Consider the following 16,783-nt stretch of genomic DNA (forward strand, 5'->3'; position numbering starts at 1 on the left):
GTACCTTCAATCGTCGGAGCCAGCATGAAATCCGCCCTCCCTCTTTTCTCCGGTGTCCTCGCCGCGGCGCTCCTCGCGGGATGCAGTGCCGACGGAGGCGATGACGGCGCTGAGCCCGAAACGAGCGAACAGCCTGCCGCCGCAGCCGAGTCGACCGAACCTACGATCCGCACCGAGGCCGCGCTGGCCGAGTTCACGGCGCCCTCGGGCTACTCGCAGTCCTCCGAGGAGGGCGTGTCCTTCGCGCTCGAGTACGACCACGTCGGCGCCTCCTACCAGCTCGAGAACGGCACCGCCTACGAGCAGATCTTCGTGACGTCCTACCTCCTGCCCGAGGACGCCGACACCGCCAGCTTCGACGGCCGCGCGGCGTTCGTCGCCGAGTACGACGCGGTCACCGGCAACGAGACCTCCTCCAGCGGCACCCGCGCGATCGCGTCGGGATACCCGGCGGTGTTCCGCTACCTCAAGGTCGACTACGACGGCGAGAGCGCCCAGCAACGCAACTTCTTCGTCTTCGACGGCAATGCGATGACCCAGATCACGTGCCAGTGGAAGGACCCGGAGCTGGAGGACGCGATCACCAAGGGCTGCCAGGAAGTCCAGGAGAACCTGAACCTCCCCGCCTGAGCCCGTGGCACCCCGCACCGCACCCCCGATGCCCAAGAACTCTAGATCTGAGAACAGTCGTGAACCTCGCTGACCGCCTGCGCCGCTTCGGCACACGCCAAATCCTCGCGCTCGCCGCCACCGCCGTCCTGCTCGCCGCCGCCGTGGCGACGCTGCCGTACTCCCCTCAGGTGGCGTTGGCGCTCTTCTCGCTGGTGCTGCTGTACGTGCTGCTGCGGATCTCGCAGTTCCAGCGCGGGCTCGGTATCACGGCGCGCAGCATCCGCGAGACCCAGCGCGAGCAGCGCCGCCTGCGCCGCGCGCAGCAGGAGTTCAACCGCGAGATGTTCCTGGAGGACTACACGTCCGAGATCCAGCGGATCGAGGCGCTTCAGCAGAAGATCCTCGCCGCGGTCGAGACCGGCCGCCTTGAGACCGCCGAGCGCTTCGACGAGCTGGAGCGGCAGGTCAAGCAGGGCTGAACGCCCGCGGTCATCGCGGAGCGGATAGAGCACAGGATTCAGGGCCCGAACGCCGAAGCGTTCGGGCCCTGAATCTTTGCTTGATCGAGACGGCGCGGTTGGGAACGGCGCCGACCGCGGAGGCCGCTGAGGCCGCCGAACCCGGCCTGAGCGGGGCGGGGAAGGGCCGCTCTCGCGGCCGCTCCCCCGCAGCCTGCGCCTACTTCAGATCGGGGAGGGCATCTTCCAGCACTCCCGAGAGGTACTTCGCGTACGGCGTGCTCACGTGGTGGCCGTCCCGCAGGACCATCATGTCCTCCACGATGAGCGGGCACTTCCCGTCGACGCAGAACCAGTCGACCGTGTCGATGACGTCCGCACCGGCGGACTCACCGGCCTCGATCCCGGCCGCGCGCCGTTCGTCGTAGCCGATACCGTCATCCTCGGTCGGGGTGCACTCCTGGACCGATTCCTCGTTCAGCGCGATGCAGTCGGGGGCCGGGTCTCCGCCGGTCCGCGGCGTGTCCGTCAGTGCCAGGGTGTTCTCGGCGGAGGCCGTGACCCGCTCCAGGGTGTCCTCCCAGCCGGTCTTCCACTCCTCGACGCCGCCGTCGCTCTCGGGGTTCGCGATCGAGGCGGCGTCGGAGGTGGAGAGGACCACCAGGTCCGGCTTGACCTCGTCGAACTCGTCGAAGACCGTGTCACGCCAGTCGTCGCACTCGCTGTACTCGCGCTCGAGCTGCGAGTTCTCCACGGTCACCGACACCGGGGTGCAGGCGCTCTTGGTGCGGGTGACGAGCTTCCAGCCCTGCTCGTCGGCGATCGCTTCGAGCGCCGGGAACCACTGCGCCGCATGCGAGTCGCCCATGAGGTAGATGACGGTGTCGGAGTCGACCTTGCCGTACACGCAGCCGTCGGCCGGCTGGACGTCCTCGAAGTCGAGGTGGCAGCCGTTGTCGTAGATCTTCGGGCGGTCGCCGTTGATCGTCGCCAGTGCCGGAGTCAGGTCGTCGGGGACGGAGGTGACCTCGAGGCCCGCTTCGAGCGCCTCGGTCACCTCGTCCTGGCTGCCGACCTCTTCGACGGCCTCCAGGTCGGTCGGGCCGTTGTCCTCGGGGACCTTGGTGAAGGTGGTGGTGAGGGCGACGATGAGGCCGATGCCCACGAGCGAGCAGAGCACGCCGGTCGCCAGGCCCCACGCGTTGCTTCGCTTGAGCAGCTTGGCGTTGCGGAAGGGCTCCTCGATGTAGGCGTACGAGAGCTGTGCGGCGGCGAAGGTTCCGGCGAGCAGTACCAGGTTCAGCATGAGCCTGGGTTCGACGTCCAGCGCCAGGGGCGCGAGGATCAGGATCGGCCAGTGCCAGAGGTAGAGGCTATAGGAGATCTTGCCGACGAACTGGAACGGCTGGGTACCGAGCAGGGACGTGACGGCGTTCTTGCCCTGGGCGGTCCCGGCCATGATGACCGCCATCGTGCCGAGGACCGGCGCCAGCGCGGTGTATCCGGGGAACGCCGTCTCCTCGGAGTACATCAGCCCGGAGGCGATGATGGCGCCGAGTCCGCCGATGGCGAAGACCCAGGCGAGAGCCGCCGGAAGCTTCTTCCAGGTGGGCAGCGTCAGCGCGAGGAAAGCGCCGCCGGCGAGCTCCCAGGCTCTGGTGTGGGCGGCGTAGTAGGCCGTCGGCTGCGACTGCTCGGTGATGAGGACCGACAGGATGAGCGTGACGACGAAGATCACGACGGAGAAGCCGATGGCAGCGCCGAGGAACCTGCGGGGGGCGCGGCCGACCAGGAACAGCAGGCCGATGAGCAGCAGCGGCCAGACGACGTAGAACTGCTCTTCGACCGCGAGGGACCAGTACTGCTGGAACGGCGAGGGCATCTGGTCGGCGTTGAGGTATTCGGTGCTCTCGGCGATGAAGCGGTAGTTGACGATGTAGACGATGACGGTGAAGGCGTCCTGCATCACCGCCTCGAAGCGGGTGATGGGGAACCACAGCCAGGCGCCGATGACGGTGGCGATGACGACGGCGCTGGCGGCGGGCAGGATGCGGCGGGCGCGGCGGGCGTAGAAGCCGGCGAGGGAGATCCGTCCGGTCTCGAAGACCTCCTTGACGAGCAGGGAGGTGATGAGGAAGCCGGAGAGGACGAAGAAGACGTCGACGCCGACGTAACCGCCCGCGAAGCCCGGGAAGCCCGCGTGCGAGAGCAGGACGAGGCCGACGGCGATGGCGCGCAGGCCTTGGATGTCGGGGCGGAAACCCATGCCCTCCCAGCGCGGGGTCTCGCGGGGGCGGGGTGCCGCCGGATGGGGGGCGGGCTCGGTCTGTCGGTATGGGGGACGCGGCGGGTAGGGGCCGGGCGCGGTGGGGCGCTGCGCCGAGCTCGGGCCGGTCGTGGTGAGAGGAAGGTGGAGCGTCTCCTCGTTGAGCGCCGCCCCCGCAGCGACTCGGGTCTGGGGCCTCGGGGGCTGGGGCGAGGTCATAAAGCAACAATCTCCGTCTCGGGGAACCGGCAGGACTTACGCAGGCACATCCAATTAAGACTCACCGGCCTGATGGCGGCCATACTGTACCCGCCCTGCATCGTGCCACAACGCTTAGAGCGGGCCGGTGGTCATCATCATCGTACAAAGAAAACACGACGTGAACTTGCCACGTCCTTGTGTCTGAGACCGAGCGGCCCCGGCCGGTGGCCGGGGCCGTTCGCCCTAGAGCGCCTTGAGGACGCGCGGTTCGAGCTTGTAGAAGATCCAGCGTCCGAAGAACAGCAGGAAGATCGAGAATCCGAGGGCGCTGTACAGCTGGTACATGTCCGGCGCGAACTCGGGGATCCACACGGCACGGTGCATCTGGAAGATGCCGACCAGTGGGTTCATCGAGTAGATGCGGTAGATGAGCTCGTGTCCTTCGAGAGCGTCCTCGACCTTGGTGACCGGGTAGATGACCGCCGAGGCGTAGAACAGGACGCGCATGAACAAGGACAAGAAGCGCTGGACGTCCTTGTAGAGGACGTTGAGCGCCGAGAGGATGAAGACCATGCCGGTCAGCAGGATCGCCTGGATGAGGATGGCCGGGATCAGCCAGAACAGGTTCCATCCGAAGACGCCGCCGAAGACGATCGCCATGATGATGATGATCGGGAAGCCGACCACGTATTCGGCGAAGCGGGCGAAGACCTTGGAGACCGGGAAGACCTCTCTGGGGACCTTCATGACGGTGATGAGGCTGGATTGGCCGCCGAGGGACTTGGTGCCCTCGCTGACCGCCGAGCTGAACCACTGGTAGGCGAAGATGCCGGAGACGATGAAGAGCGCGTAACCGACCTCTCGGCCCTCGGGGAGGCCGAGGTCCGAGCCGAAGACGACGCCGAACACGAACCAGTAGATGGCGGCGAGGCCCAGCGGTTCGAGGAGCGACCACATATAGCCCATGACCGTGGCCTGGTACTTGACGGCCAGGTCTCGGCGCACCAGCACCGACAGGGCGTGGCGGTGGCGCAGGAGCGCGGTGAAGCCGGTGGTCAGCGGGAACTTGCGGACGGTCTTCTTGACCTTGATCTCGCTGGTGGCCGGGCCCTCGTCGCTCTTGGCGGAGTCGAGGAACGCGGGGAGTTCGGCGGTGTCGTCGATATTGCGCCGCGGCGGGGGTCCGCCGGCGGTCGGCATCTGACGGCTCGGTTCGGGGTGGGTGGCGTAGGGGGCCGGGGGCATCTGCGGGGCGGCCTGGGGGACACCGGGAGCCTGTGGCGGCTGCGGGGTCGTCCCGGGCTGCGGTGCCTGCGGGCCTTGAGGGTTGCCTTCGCCCGGCTGCGGCTGGGTACCGCCCTGGCCGGGCCCGGGTGCTCCGGGTCCGCCCTGGCCGGGGTGGTTCGGCTGCTGCGGGGACCGGCCGTACGGGCTGGGCTGGTCGTACGGACTGGGCTGCTGGCCGTAGGGATTCGGCTGCGGCTGCTGGCCGTACGGGCCGCCCGAGGTCGGCCCGTAGGGCGGCTGCGCGGGCTGCGGCCAACCGCCGCCCGGTGCGGGCTGGCCCTGAGGGGACTGGGGTGGCTGGGAGGGCTGCTGGTACTGCGGTGCCTGCGGGCTCTGGTGCGGCCCGGGATGCTGCGGCGTCTGCGGTGCTTGTGGCGGCTGAACTTGCGTCGGCTGTCCCGGCTGCCCCGGCTGCGGCGACTGGGCTTGCGTCGGCTGTCCTTGCGGCGCTTGGAATTGCGCCGGTCCGTAGCTAGGAGGCGTGTATCCCGGCGGGGCGGCCGGCGTCGGGCTCGCGAACGCGGCTGAGCCGGAACTCGTCGCCCCCGGTGCGTATCCGGGGGTGCCGGATGGCCCGCCGCTCCCGTTGCCGCCCTGGGGGGTCGGTGGGACGTCGGACTGTTCCCGGTGCTCCTCGCCACCCCCGGAGTTGCTTCCGGAGACGCCGTCGGGGTGCGGGCTAATCGAGCTCATGCATCATCTCCGCCAGGTGACGGCTGATCGCCACCGAATCCAGTTCACGATGTTCGAGAATCGTATAACGGCCGGGTCGGGTCCTCGGAGCGTACTCGATCGCAATGGACAACTCGTCCGTTGACAGACCCAGTTCACTTGCGGTACGCGGCAACCCGTGTCGTTTCATGGCCGCGGCGAGCTCGGCGAAGAGCACCTTGTCGCCGCGGACCCACGTGCAGAACAACGCCCCGAGCGCACCCTGTTGGCCGTGTTGGGCCAGGCCGGGGTGGAGGACGTCGAGCGCGTGGGAGATCTCGTGGCAGCCGCCGGAGCACGGCCGCGAGGAACCGGCCATGCCCATCGCGAGGCCGCCCTGGACGAGGGCGTTCGCGAGGGTGGTCAGGAACGCGTCGTCGGCGATCGTGCCGGGGTGGCGCAGGACCGCTTCGGCGCCCGAGCGGGCGACTGCGGCGGCGAGGCCGTCGACGGATTCGCCGTTGACCTGGTGCGACAGCTCCCAGTCGGCGACGGCCGAGAGGTTGGTGAGCGCGTCGCCCACGCCGCTTTGCAGCTGCGAGGCCGGGGCGCGGCGGATGTAGTCGAGGTCGGCGAGGACGGCCAGCGGGGTGTGGACGCCGTAGGAGATGGAGACGCCCTCGCGGGTCAGCGAGGCCGTCGGGGAGGCGATGCCGTCGTGGGCGAGGCTGGTCGCCACCGACACCATCGGCAGGCCCAGCTGGGTCGCCGTGTATTTCGCGGTGTCGATGAGGCGTCCGCCGCCGATGCCGACGAGGGCGTCGACGCGGTCGTCGCGCAGGAGCGCGGCGAGGTGGTGTGCGGAGTCGAGGGTGCCGGGCTGGATCGTGTGGATGATCGCGTCGGGCAGGTCGAGCTTCTCGGCGATCTCGGCGCCGATGCCGGGGCCGAGCGCGACGGCGACCTTGCCGCCGGAGGAGATCCGGGTGTCGACCAGGAGCTCCGGCAGCCGGGCCAGCGCCCCCGCCGAGACGTCGACGGCGAGCGGGGCGAGGACGGTGCGTGCGAGCAGCGGCACTAGAGACCCTTCGCGATGGTCTTGGCCAGCGCCCAGTCGGTGTGGTCGTCGACCTCGGTCCAGTCGACCGGGCCGGTGGAGACGGTGCCGATCTGGTCGGCCTCGGCGAGGAGCTGGTAGGCGTCCTCGTAGTAGAGGGTCCGGTCGCGGTTGAAGGTGGCCTCCAGGGCCTTGGTGAGGTCGGCGGCGACGGCGGCGGGGATGAGGCTGACGCCGATGTACTCGCCGGCGGCGGCCTCGGTCGGCTGCTGCTTGTGGATGAGCTCCACGCCCTTTTCGCCGATGCGGACCTTCATGGCCTCGTCGGTGAGGGTCTTGTGGTCGTCGAGGGCGAGCAGGAGCTGCCGGGAGGTCTGGGCGGCCGTCAGGAGGTTCAGCTCGATGCTGTGGGGGTGGACGGTGTCGCCGTTGACCAGGATCGCGCCGTCGGCGTAGTGCTCGCGGGCGGTCCAGAGGGAGTAGGCGTTGTTCCATTCGGGGTGGTCGTTGTCGACCAGGGTGACGGTGGCGCCGTAGCGGGATTCGAGCGACGGGGCGTGCTCGCGGATCTTGTCGGCCGCGTGGCCGATGGTGATGGCGAGATCGGTGATGCCGACGGCGACCAGGCCTCGCACGATGGTGTCGAGGATGGTCTCGTCGTCTGTGACCGGGAGCAGGGTTTTGGGCAGCTCGTCGGTGTTGGGGCGCAGGCGTTGCCCTTGGCCGGCGGCGAGGATGACGCCTCTCACTAAAATGTGCCTTCCGCTCGTGGTCGTTAGCCCGGCTAGTTTACAGCGCCGCAAGGAGGGGAGGCCCCGGCCGAGTGTGCGCTGTGGCACTACGAACGGGGCCTCCAACTGGGAAGGGACAGTCCGCGGCTCCGAACCCATCGGTAACCCCATCGGGCGGGTGGGTAAACCCACCCTCAATAGGGCGGGGTCGGAATCGCTCGCTGCTCCTTGCCCAACGACACTCGCGCCCGCCCGGTTACGGGCGGGCGCGGGTCAATTGCGCGGCGAATGCGTCCGCCTCGCGGCTTTGAGCAGTCCTTGGCCTGGCGGCTACGTCTGCCTTGCGGTGTTCGCCGCCTTTGGCCCGACGGCTACGTCTGCCTTGCGGTGTTCGCCGCCTTTGGCCTGACGGTTACTTCGCGGCGATGCGCTTGGCCAGGTTCTCCGAGAGCGTGTCGAGGAACTGGTCCGTGGTCTGGAACTCCTGCTGCGGGCCGACGAGCAGCGCGAGGTCCTTCGTCATCTTGCCGCCCTCGACGGTGTCGATGACGACCTTCTCCAGCTCGTTCGCGAAGGCGGTGACCTCGGGGGTCGAGTCCAGCTTGCCGCGGTGGGACAGGCCCCGAGTCCACGCGAAGATCGAGGCGATCGGGTTCGTGGAGGTGGGCTTGCCCGCCTGGTGCTGGCGGTAGTGGCGGGTCACGGTGCCGTGCGCGGCCTCGGCCTCGACGGTCTTGCCGTCGGGGGTCATGAGCACGGAGGTCATGAGGCCGAGCGAGCCGAAGCCCTGCGCGACGATGTCGGACTGGACGTCGCCGTCGTAGTTCTTGCAGGCCCAGACGTAGCCGCCCTCCCACTTGAGCGCGGCGGCGACCATGTCGTCGATGAGGCGGTGCTCGTAGGTGAGCCCCTTGGCCTCGAACTCGGTCTTGTACTCGTTGTCGAAGATCTCCTGGAACACGTCCTTGAACATGCCGTCGTAGGCCTTCAGGATGGTGTTCTTGGTCGACATGTAGACCGGGAAGTTGCGGGCCAGTCCGTAGCGGAAGGAGGCCCGCGCGAAGTCCTCGATGGACTTGCGGAAGTTGTACATGCTCATGGCCACGCCGCCGCCCTCGGGGTAGCGGGCGACCTCGAACTCCATCGGCTCGGTGCCGTCGTCCGGGGTGAAGGTGACCGTCAGCGTGCCGGGGCGGTCCACCTTGAAGTCGGTGGCGCGGTACTGGTCGCCGAAGGCGTGGCGGCCGACGACGATGGGCTTGGTCCAGCCGGGTACGAGCCGGGGGATGTTGCCCATGATGATCGGCTCGCGGAAGATGGTCCCGCCCAGGATGTTGCGGATGGTCCCGTTCGGGCTCCGCCACATCTTCTTGAGGCCGAACTCCTCGACGCGGGCCTCGTCGGGGGTGATGGTCGCGCACTTGACGCCGACATTGTGCTCGGCGATCGCTTCGGCGGCGTCGACGGTGACCTGGTCGTCGGTCGCGTCGCGGTTCTCGATCGAGAGGTCGAAGTAACGCAGGTCCACATCCAGGTAGGGGTGGATCAGCTCGTCCTTGATCTTGCTCCAGATGATGCGGGTCATCTCGTCGCCGTCGATCTCGACGACCGGGCCCGCGACTTTGATCTTTGCCATGGGTGTCGGTACCTCTCCTCGCGCCGCTCGTCCGGCGCCGCTGCTGACTGGCAGATGCACTGCTACTAACAGTACGAGCGTACTGGGTGTATGCGGCCGGGCTCCGTCGGCCCGGCGAGTCGATCGTCACAGCCCGCCCGACCATCCGGACAATCGCCGCACTCTGGCACCGGTCGGGCCAACCGGCTAGTCTCGATCCCGCCGCACGGACGGTAGCTGCGAAAACTGTCGTTCACCTTGAACGTAACGATTCCGTCTCAAGGCTGGCGTGCGACGCATCACCCCGGTAAGTTCGGTAACTAGAAACATTCTTTCCAATTTGTTTCGACTCCGAATTCACCATCGCGGGAGCGCCGGCGACGACGCCCGAGGCTCTCCCACCGAAGCCGGAGAAGTCTCGCCCCGAATTTCTCGCACGAAGGAGTGCCGGTGACTGCACCTACCGCACCCCCGCCGCAGGCGGAGAGCGGCGACCCCCAGCGTCCTGCCGCCCCCGGCGGCGCACCGGAACGCCGCGACCTCGCACGACGCGGCGCACCGAACCTCCTTCGGCGCGTACTGAACTCATACGCCTTCCGCCGGATCTGCCAGTCGGTCTTCGTCATCTGGCTCGTCTCGACCATCACCTTCCTGCTGATGCAGATGATGCCGGGCAACCCGATCGAGATCATGGCCGGACGCCTCAACAGCGCCGGGATGAGCCACTCCCAGGCGCTGGCCACCGCCGAGAACCTGGTCAGCTACGACACCACGGCGCCGCTGTGGTCCCAGTACCTGGGGTTCCTCAAGGGACTCGTCACCCTCGACTTCGGCAACTCGCTGACCAACCCGAGCACCACGGTCTTCGAGCACGTCATGGAGTACCTGCCCTGGACGCTCTTCGCCGTCGGCGCCGGCATCGTCCTGGCCACGGTCATCGGCCTGAGCGTCGGCATGGCCATCGCCTACAAGCGCGGTTCGGTCTTCGACCACACCATGACCTCCGTCGGATCCTTCCTCACGGGCGTCCCGAACTACATCCTCATCGCCGCCGTCGTCGTCATCGGCTACACCGTGCTGGGCATCCTGCCGTTCCTGGACATGCGGGGCCGCATCACCGCCGGCGTGGAACCGGGCTTCAACGGCGTCTTCCTCGGCGACGCGCTCTTCCACGCGATCCTGCCGATCATCGCCTTCGCCTTCACCGCAACGGGATCGTTCCTGCTCAATATGAAGGCCGCCACCACCGAGGTCCTCACCGAGGACTACGTGACCGTCGCCCGCGCCCGCGGCCTCAAGAGCGGACGCATCTCCCGCTCCTACGTGGGCCGCAACGCGATGCTGCCGATCATCCCGCAGATCGGCCTCCAGCTGGGCACCCTCGTCGGCGGCTCCATCGTCATCGAGCAGGTCCTCGACTACCCCGGCGCCGGCCAGATGCTCATCACCGCCATCTCCGACCGCGACTACCCCGTCGTGCAGGCCGCCGTGATCATCCTGGCGACCTCCGTGGTCATCGCCAGCCTCATCGTCGACCTCATCCTCGTCAAGGTCGACCCCCGCATCAAATCCGAGAACCAGGAGGCCTGACGATGTCCGACCTCGCAATCGCAGGGCGCCAGAGCGCCTTCGGCCAGATCTGGACCGGGCTCACCCGCTCCCCCGCCGGCTTCGCCGGGACCATCCTCGTCGGCCTCATCGTCACCTTCTCCTTCATCGGACCGCTCCTGGTCGACGGCGACAACCCCACCGACACCTCGATGATCTGGACCGGGCCCTCCGCCGAGCACTGGCTCGGCACCCAGTACGAAGGCAAGGACACCTTCACGATCCTGGTGAGCTCCGGGGCCGAACCGATCTGGGTCGGCACCCTCGCCGCCCTCATGTCGGTGTTCGTGGCCGTCGTCTTCGGCTCGGCCGCCGGCTACTTCCGCGGCCGCATCGACGCGATCCTGTTGCAGCTCACCGACGTCACCGTCACCATCCCGCAGTTCCTGCTCATGCTCGCCGTGGTCGCGTTCTTCGAGGACATCCCGCCGTGGGGCATCGCGATCGTGGTCGGCTCCACCATGTGGGCCTTCCTGTTCCGCTCGATCCGCGCACAGGTCATGAGCCTCAAGGAAAGGGAGTTCGTCGAGGCCGCCCGGCTGCAGAACCTCGGCACCACCCGCATCGTCTTCCGCGAGATCCTGCCGAACATGGCCGGGTTCATCTTCATCAACTTCGTCATCGCGGTCAACCAGGCCATCTACGCGATCGTCGGCCTCTACGTCCTGGGCCTCATGCCGTCGGGAACCCCGAACTGGGGCCTGATGATCCACCAGTCCTGGAGCCAGAACTTCTACCTCAATCCGGTCGCCCTGCCCTTCGTCATCGCGCCCTTGATCATGATCGTGCTCTTCACGATCGGCCTGGTGACGATGGGACGCGGCCTCGACCAGGCCCTCAACCCCCGACTGCGGGAAAGGTGAGACCGTGAACGACCCGATGCTCAGCGTCCGCGATCTGTCGATCGCCTACCGCACCGGCCGCAAAGAGTCCGTCGACGCCGTCACCGGCGTCAACCTCGACCTGTACGAGGGCCAGTCCCTCGCCCTGGTCGGCGAGTCCGGTTGCGGCAAGACCACGCTCGGCCTGGGCCTGCTGCGCCTGCTCCCCGGCCTCGGCGAGATCACCTCCGGCTCCCTGGTCTACCGGCTCAAGGACGGCACCCGCGCCGACCTGCTCAAGCTGAAGCCCGAGCCGCTGCGCCGTTTCCGCTGGAACGAGGCCGCGATGGTCTTCCAGGGAGCCATGAACGCCTTCAACCCCGTCGCGCGCATCTTCGACCACTTCGCCGACACCCTCCGCGACCACTCCGACGGCAAGCGCTGGACGAAGAAGGCCGTCGAGGCCCGCGCCGGGGAACTGCTCGAGACCGTCCGGCTCGACCCCGACCGGGTGCTCCCCTCCTACCCGCACGAGCTGTCCGGCGGCATGAAGCAGCGCGCCCTCATCGCGCTCGCCATCGCCCTCGACCCCCAGGTGCTCGTCCTCGACGAGCCCACCACCGCCCTGGACTTGCTGACCCAGCGCCAGATCGTGCAGCAGCTGCACGAACTGCGCCGCAAATTCGGATTCACGATGGTATTCATCACCCACGACCTCGGGCTGGCCGCCGAACTGGCCGACCGGGTCGCCACGATGTACGCAGGCCGGATCATCGAGACCGGCTCGGCCCGCGACATCTTCCACGAGCCGAAGCACCCCTACACTGCCGGACTCATCAACGCGGTCATGCCCGTCAAGGGCGACCGGCCCGCGCTCGAGTCCATCCCCGGCTACCCGCCGAGCCTCAAGGCCATGCCGCCGGGCTGCCCCTTCCACCCGCGCTGCGCCTTCGCCACCGCCGAGTGCCGCACCGCCCCGGTCGGACTCGACGTCTTGACCGAACGCCCGCAAGGAATGACGCACTCCGCGGCCTGCCTGCACCACGACCGGATCACCTTGACTCGCAAGGAGTCCAGCAATGTCTAGCCCGCCCGCCCGTCTCCCCGCCCACAGCCCCGAACCGGAGGGCGCTCCGCACCCGCAACCCTCCCTTCTGAAACTCTCCGGCCTCGAGCAGGTCTTCGACACCAAGAAGGGCCCCGTGCCCGCCGTCGGCGGCGTCGACCTCGCAGTCGAGTCCGGCAAGGTGCTCTGCCTGGTCGGCGAGTCCGGCTGCGGCAAGACCACCACCGCCCGCGCCGCCGCCGGCCTCACCCGCCCCACCGGCGGCAGCGTCGAATACCGCGGCAAGCCGATCGCGGACATGAACGCCAAGGAGCGCTTCGAGTTCCGGCGGGCCGTGCAGTTCATCCACCAGGACCCGTACGCCGCCCTCAACCCCACCCGCACCGTGTTCTCCACCCTCACCGCCGGAATCCGGCGCCACGGCCTCGTCAAGAACAAGGCCGAGGCCCGCGAGAAGGCCGCCGAACTGCTGCGGCTGGTCGACCTCACCCCGCCCGAGTCCTACCTGGACTCCTACCCGCACCAGCTCTCGGGCGGCCAGCGCCAGCGCGTCAATGTCGCGCGCTCGCTGGCGATGACCCCCGAACTGCTCATTTGCGACGAGTCGACCTCGATGCTGGACGTCTCGATCCGGGTGAGCCTGCTCAACACCCTCGGCAGGCTCCGCGACGAGCTCGACGTGGGATTCCTGTTCATCACCCACGACCTCGCCGTCGCGAAGTACTTCGCCTGGGACGGGGAGATCGCGGTGATGTACCTGGGGAAGGTCGTCGAGCACGGCCCCACTCCCGAGGTCATCGGGAACCCCCAGCACCCGTATACCAAGGCCCTCATCGGCGCGGTGTGCGAACCCGATCCCGACCTGGCGCGGGCGAACCGCTCGGCCGAGCAGCTGCGCTCGGCCGAGATCCCGAGCCTCACCGACCTCCCGCAGGGCTGCACGTTCCACCCGCGCTGCCCGGCCTTCGAGCCGGGCGTGTGCGACGGGGACGAACCCCGGCTCCAGCCCGCCGCCGGCCGCCGGCTCTCCTGCCACGTGGTCACCCGCGAGCTAGGTGGTGACCAAGAATGCCGCAAGGCTCCGGTCGCGGCGGCCGTACCGACCCAATCCTTTGCCGCCCAACCCGAACCGCCGATCACCAGGTCGGCCTGAACACCCATTGCGTTTCGATCCTCAATTCGTTTTCAGCCCTCGCAACATTGAAAGGAAGAGGCGATGACCTCTCAGAATTTCGAGCTCTCTCGACGCCGTCTCATGCAGGCCGTCGGTCTCGGTGCCGGTGCCGTCGCCACCACGACCGTGCTCGGCGCCTGCCAGGCCGACAGCGGTGAAGGCGGGGAGGCCAGCGGGAAGTTCATCTACGTCTATCCCTTCGACACCACCACGAACCACTTCAACGCCGCGATCAACAACGCCGCGCTGCTGACCGCGGCCCCGGTGGCCGAGCTGTTCACCCCGCGTCCGGCCATCATGGACTGGGCCACCAACGAGTGGATCCCGCAGCTGGCCGAGTCCGTGGCGCTCGAGGGCAAGGTCCTCACCATCAAGCTCCGCTCGGGCATCAAGTGGACCGATGGGGCCGCCCTGACCGCCAAGGACGTCGTCGGCACCATCTACCTCCAGAAGCTCAATGCCGCCCAGGGCACCGTCGGCTGGGACCAGCTCGAATCGGCCACCGCCGACGACGACCTCACCGTGACCGTCAACTACACCGCGGCCTTCCCCGGTGTCGAGCACGGCGCCTTGAAGGTCCAGGTCCTGCCGCACGCCCGCTACGGCGAGTGGATGGACGAGGCCGAGACGCTGGTCGGCGCCGGAGCCGTCCAGGGCGACGCGGACCAGTCGGCGCTGGCGGAGAAGATCGCCGCCGAGGACTTCATGGACGAGGACTTCATCTCCTGCGGCGCCTACAAGTTCGAAGAGGTCGGCGAGACCGTCGTGACCTTCTCGGTCCACCAGGACGGGCTGTTCGCCGACCAGGTGAAGTTCGAGACCGTCGAGGTCCAGAAGGGCGACAACGCCGCCTCCGTGCAGTTCCTGCTCAGCCGCGAGGTCGACTACTCCACCCAGGTGCTGGGCGCGACCGACCGGCAGACCATCAAGGGCGTCGAGGGCCTCAAGGAGATCTCGACCCCCGGTTACGACGGCATCGGCCTGATGCTCAACGAGGGCCGCTTCCCGGAGCTGGCGGACCCGAAGGTGCGCAAGGCGCTCCTGTACGTCCTCGACTGCGAGTCCATCGGCGAGATCGCCAAGGGCGCGGGCGGGTACTACATCCCGGCGAACTTCTCGGGCCTGCCCGACCCACACTCCGAGGGCCTGTTCGACGACGTCGAGCTGGAGTACTACGCGACCGACCACGACAAGGCGACGTCGCTGCTCGAGGACGCCGGCTGGGCGAAGGAGGACGACGGCTGGCACAAGCCGAACGGCGACCTCGCCGAGTACACCATCATCGGCGTCGAGGGCTGGACCGACTTCACCCTCACCGGCGAGCAGGCGGCCGACCAGCTCACGCAGTTCGGTCTCGCGATCTCGTACGAGAACGTCCCCGAGGACAACCCGTGGGGCATCTGGGGCGCCGGCGACTTCGACATCGCGGTGCGCCAGTGGGCGAACCCGTTCGTGCCGTTCGTGTACGGCTCCTGGCAGATGGCCTGGTTCACCGACAACTCGACCACGGCCGACGCCCCCGGCATGGGCCTGCCGACCGACAAGGTCGAGACCGAGTCGCTCGGGGAGGTCAGCGTCGACGACCTGTACCTGCAGGCCCAGCAGGGCACCGAGGAGGAGCAGGCCGAGGCCAACCAGCAGCTGGGCATCGTGTTCAACGAGACCCTGCCGCGCCTGCCGATCTTCCTGAACACGCGCGTGAGCTACGCGATCGAGGGCGAGCGCGTGAAGACGATCGACCCGGGCGACTACGAGCTCAACGACATCTACTTCGACAACCCGGTCATGGTCCAGCTCCTGAACGGCAACGTCGAACCGGCCTAGTCCGGACATGAGTTCCTGCGGGCCGATCTCACCGGCTCGGTCCGCAGGGTCAAGACTGGGCCCGGCCGATGAGGCCGGGCCCGCCGCTGCGCGGTACCGAGGCGGGTCGGCGCGGCGGACGAGAGAGCGCGGGGCCCCCGATCCGAATCCCGGATCGGGGGCCCCGCGCTGCGTCCGGGAATCAGAGGCATCGCCGGGAATTGTCGGTCGCCCATGGCAGGATCGGGGCCATGAGGACGCAAATAGCATTCGACTGCGGCGACCCGCACGCCCAGGCCGAGTTCTGGGCTCAGGTCTACGGCAGGTCCGTCGACGACCACTCGGCGTTCGTGGACCAGCTGGTGGCCGACGGCCGCCTGCCCGCGGAGGAGCGGATCCAGATCAATGGGCGCTCCGCGTTCCGCGACGTCGCCACCTCGACGGACCCGACGGGCACCGAGCCGCGGCTGTACTTCCAGAAGGTCCCGGAGGGCAAGACCGCCAAGAACCGGTGCCATATCGACGTCCACGTCGAGGAGGACCAGAAGCTCGCAGAGGTCGATCGGCTGATCGCCCTCGGCGCCGAGCACTACGACACCACCGCCGACCGCGGCCCCACGACCTACGTCATGCGCGACCCCGAAGGCAACGAGTTCTGCATCCACTGAGGGCCGCGCTCAACCGAACGTGGCCGGCACCGAACAGAAGGCAAAGGCGCGCTTCCTCTTACAGTGGGAAGCGCGCCGAGTCTTTCCGGGCCAGGCGAGCTAGGCGATCTCGCCGGACTTGATTCCGGAGAGCAGGCCGTCGAGGTCGGCGGCGCTCACGCGCAGGCGCGGGAAGTCGCCATCGGTGGGCAGCTTCGAGTCCCGAATTGCGAACGAGGCCGCAACCAGGGCAACCTCAACACAGTTGCCGTCGGAGCCGCCGTTGCTGCGGGTGGATTTCCGCCAGGGAGCGTCGTGAACGCAAGCCACCTCAACACAGTCGTCATTGGTAGCTGACCGACTGGACTTTCGCCATACGGCCGAGTTCAGGTCAACAACGCTGGTCATGTCATTCCTTCAGGTCTCGGGCTCGTTGCTTCAGAAGTTTCACCGACCGCTCGGGGCTCAGCGCGGTGGATCTGATGTGATTGTATGCCGTGGTCAGACGGCGAAGCTCTTCAGGTTTCTCCAGATAGAGGTTCCCGGCCTGAGACTCGACATACCCCACAGGTATGTGGAGCTCGTCATCGAAAGAATAGATGCTCACCTTGCCGAGCGCACCCGGATAACCGCCTTGATCGAACGGCACGATTTGGAGCGTAATGGCCTTGCTGTCGGCCATTTCGACCAGGTGGAGAAGCTGCTCGCGCATGACGGACCGTCCACCGACCAGGCGATGGACCACACTGAGCCTCTTCCATCCGTCTTCACGATCGATCGGTGACG

At 67.8% G+C, this 16,783-nt stretch carries 15 protein-coding genes; 8 read left to right on the forward strand and 7 right to left on the reverse strand.

The features are described from left to right. The first annotated feature begins 24 nt into the window (after positions 1–24). Both FAB82_RS01005 and FAB82_RS01010 read left to right on the forward strand, forming a co-directional pair. The gene (locus tag FAB82_RS01005) at positions 25–630 is read left to right on the forward strand and encodes a hypothetical protein (RefSeq protein ID WP_136532679.1); all 606 of its coding nucleotides are present in this window, start codon (positions 25–27) and stop codon (positions 628–630) included. Between the two features lie 59 nt (positions 631–689). Next, positions 690–1,091: a hypothetical protein gene (locus FAB82_RS01010; protein WP_136532680.1), complete on the forward strand. Its 402-nt coding sequence runs from the start codon at positions 690–692 to the stop codon at positions 1,089–1,091. A 199-nt stretch (positions 1,092–1,290) separates the two neighbouring features. On the opposite strand, the gene FAB82_RS01015 is transcribed toward FAB82_RS01010, so the two are convergent. The 5 genes from FAB82_RS01015 to FAB82_RS01035 all read right to left on the reverse strand — a co-directional run bounded on the left by FAB82_RS01015 (position 1,291) and on the right by FAB82_RS01035 (position 8,899). Then, positions 1,291–3,555, reverse strand: a complete 2,265-nt coding sequence (locus tag FAB82_RS01015; RefSeq protein WP_136532681.1) for an acyltransferase family protein — start codon at positions 3,553–3,555, stop codon at positions 1,291–1,293. A 225-nt stretch (positions 3,556–3,780) separates the two neighbouring features. Then, positions 3,781–5,517 carry an ABC transporter permease gene (locus tag FAB82_RS27745; protein ID WP_246039393.1) on the reverse strand — a complete coding sequence of 579 codons (1,737 nt, stop codon included), beginning with the start codon at positions 5,515–5,517 and terminating at the stop codon, positions 3,781–3,783. Next, on the reverse strand, positions 5,504–6,553 hold the full coding sequence (locus FAB82_RS01025) for an iron-containing alcohol dehydrogenase family protein (protein WP_136532682.1): 1,050 nt from the start codon (positions 6,551–6,553) through the stop codon (positions 5,504–5,506). The genes FAB82_RS27745 and FAB82_RS01025 overlap by 14 nt, the downstream gene beginning before the upstream one ends. Beyond that, positions 6,553–7,281 (reverse strand): phosphocholine cytidylyltransferase family protein, encoded by a 729-nt coding sequence (locus FAB82_RS01030; RefSeq protein ID WP_136532683.1) that lies wholly within the window; start codon positions 7,279–7,281, stop codon positions 6,553–6,555. The genes FAB82_RS01025 and FAB82_RS01030 overlap by 1 nt, the downstream gene beginning before the upstream one ends. Positions 7,282–7,675: 394 nt before the next feature. Beyond that, complete coding sequence (locus FAB82_RS01035; protein ID WP_136532684.1) at positions 7,676–8,899, reverse strand: NADP-dependent isocitrate dehydrogenase; 1,224 nt, start codon at positions 8,897–8,899, stop codon at positions 7,676–7,678. A 429-nt stretch (positions 8,900–9,328) separates the two neighbouring features. Here FAB82_RS01035 and FAB82_RS01040 point away from each other — a divergent pair, with 429 nt between their 5' ends. From FAB82_RS01040 to FAB82_RS01065, 6 genes are all read left to right on the forward strand, one after another. Beyond that, the gene (locus FAB82_RS01040) at positions 9,329–10,468 is read left to right on the forward strand and encodes an ABC transporter permease (protein ID WP_136532685.1); all 1,140 of its coding nucleotides are present in this window, start codon (positions 9,329–9,331) and stop codon (positions 10,466–10,468) included. Positions 10,469–10,470: 2 nt separating this feature from the next. Continuing rightward, entirely contained in the window at positions 10,471–11,349 is an 879-nt protein-coding gene (locus tag FAB82_RS01045; RefSeq protein WP_136532686.1) for an ABC transporter permease, read from the forward strand. A gap of 16 nt (positions 11,350–11,365) precedes the next feature. Further along, positions 11,366–12,394 carry an ABC transporter ATP-binding protein gene (locus FAB82_RS01050; RefSeq protein ID WP_136532693.1) on the forward strand — a complete coding sequence of 343 codons (1,029 nt, stop codon included), beginning with the start codon at positions 11,366–11,368 and terminating at the stop codon, positions 12,392–12,394. Beyond that, on the forward strand, positions 12,387–13,526 hold the full coding sequence (locus FAB82_RS01055) for an ABC transporter ATP-binding protein (protein ID WP_136532687.1): 1,140 nt from the start codon (positions 12,387–12,389) through the stop codon (positions 13,524–13,526). Before FAB82_RS01050 ends, FAB82_RS01055 begins: the two co-directional genes overlap by 8 nt. A gap of 63 nt (positions 13,527–13,589) precedes the next feature. Then, positions 13,590–15,371, forward strand: coding sequence for an ABC transporter substrate-binding protein (locus FAB82_RS01060; RefSeq protein ID WP_136532688.1), 1,782 nt, complete (start codon positions 13,590–13,592; stop codon positions 15,369–15,371). 230 nt (positions 15,372–15,601) lie between these two features. After that, the gene (locus FAB82_RS01065) at positions 15,602–16,018 is read left to right on the forward strand and encodes a VOC family protein (protein WP_136532689.1); all 417 of its coding nucleotides are present in this window, start codon (positions 15,602–15,604) and stop codon (positions 16,016–16,018) included. A gap of 99 nt (positions 16,019–16,117) precedes the next feature. Here the strand turns inward: FAB82_RS01065 and FAB82_RS01070 are convergent, their stop codons facing one another. Further along, a complete protein-coding gene (locus FAB82_RS01070) occupies positions 16,118–16,405 on the reverse strand; it encodes a DUF397 domain-containing protein (protein ID WP_136532690.1) in 288 nt (95 codons plus the stop codon). A 1-nt stretch (position 16,406) separates the two neighbouring features. Next, a partial coding sequence (locus tag FAB82_RS01075; protein WP_246039394.1) for a DUF5753 domain-containing protein occupies positions 16,407–16,783 on the reverse strand: 377 nt, incomplete at its 5' end.

Source organism: Glycomyces buryatensis (assembly GCF_004912275.1).
GTDB classification, from domain to species: Bacteria; Actinomycetota; Actinomycetes; order Mycobacteriales; family Micromonosporaceae; genus Glycomyces; species Glycomyces buryatensis.